Below are 1,321 nucleotides of genomic sequence, written 5' to 3'. Positions count from 1 at the left end.
TGAAGCGCCCCGGGTTTTCCGGAGGCTCCAATTTGTGAGCAGGAGCTTTCGTGATGAGCAAGACCCGGAACAAGTTTTCACCTGAGACCCGTGAGCGGGCGATACGCATGGTGTATGAGCATCGCGCCGATCATGCATCGGAGTGGGAGGCGATGACCTCGATAGCCGGCATGATCGGCTGCACGGCCGAGACGCTGCGCCGCTGGTGCCGTGAGGAGGCGAGCCGACGAACGGGACCAGCGGCGCAGGCCGCCGATGAGAAGGCGCGGATCAAGCTGCTCGAGCGCGAGGTGAAGGAACTGCGGCGCGCGAACGAGATCCTGCGCAAGGCATCGGCGTATTTTGCGATGGCGGAGCTCGACCGCCGCGAGAGATGATGATGTCGTTCATCGACGCGCATCGCGAGGACCTGGGTATCGAGCCGATCTGCCGCGAACTGGCGGTCGCCCCGTCCTCCTATCGTGAACATGCTGCCCGCCTGGCCGACCCCGCCAGGCGTCCAGCACGTGCCCGACGCGATGACGGCATGCGCGAGCATATCAAGCGCGTGCACGAGAACAGCTTTGGCCTCTACGGTTCGCGCAAGGTCTGGCATCAACTGCGCCGCGAGGGAATTTCGGTCGCCAGGTGCACGGTGGAACGGTTGATGCGCAGCATGGGCCTGGCCGGCATCCGGCGTGGCAAGAAGACCGTCACCACAGTCAGCAATCCCAAGGCACCGTGCCCGCTCGACAAGGTCAACCGGGAGTTCCGTGTCGCCCGGCCCAACGCCTTGTGGGTGGTCGATTTTACGTACGTGCATACCTGGGCAGGCTTCGTCTACGTGGCCTTCGTGATCGACGCTTTTGCTCGGCGTATCGTGGGATGGAAGGTCAGCACCTCGGCGACGGCCGGCTTTGTCCTGGATGCCCTGGAGCAAGCTATCCATGCCCGCAGTCCCGTCCCGGACGATGGCTTGATCCATCACAGCGACAGGGGCGTTCAATATCTCGCCATGAACTACACACAGCGCCTCGCCGAAGCCAATCTCGTCCCCTCGGTCGGGAGCGTGGGCGACTCCTATGACAACGCCTTGGCCGAAACGATCAATGGCCTCTACAAGGCAGAGGTAATCTGGCGCCAGCGCTCCTGGCCGAGTGTGTCGGCCGTCGAAATGGCCACCTTGCGCTGGGTCCACTGGTACAACGAGCATCGCCTCTTCGGCCCCATCGGCTACATTCCGCCCGCCGAGGCAGAGGCAAATTACTTTGCAGCCATCGAGACCCTCGATATGGCTGCCTGAGTCAAACCGGATAGCCTCCGGAAAACCCGGGGCGCTTCA

Annotated in this window: 1 protein-coding gene and 1 other annotated feature; the gene reads left to right on the top strand. The window is 63.1% G+C overall.

Annotated features, from left to right (window positions below):
* Nucleotides 1-53 precede the first annotated feature (53 nt).
* Nucleotides 54-1,282, top strand: a protein-coding gene (locus MTR64_RS21245; RefSeq protein ID WP_243996587.1) for an IS3 family transposase whose coding sequence is annotated in 2 segments (ribosomal slippage) — nucleotides 54-342 and nucleotides 342-1,282 — 1,230 coding nt in all. Because the reading frame shifts where the segments join, the coding sequence is not laid out codon by codon here.
* Nucleotides 335-449: a sequence feature (AL1L pseudoknot), on the top strand. (Overlaps the previous gene by 115 nt.)
* Nucleotides 1,283-1,321 lie beyond the last annotated feature (39 nt).

This window comes from Novosphingobium album (ex Hu et al. 2023) (assembly GCF_022832385.1).
Classification (GTDB): Bacteria; Pseudomonadota; Alphaproteobacteria; order Sphingomonadales; family Sphingomonadaceae; genus Novosphingobium; species Novosphingobium album.
The sequence above is the reverse complement of the archived record's forward strand: the minus strand, read 5'-3'. Positions and strand labels throughout refer to the sequence as shown.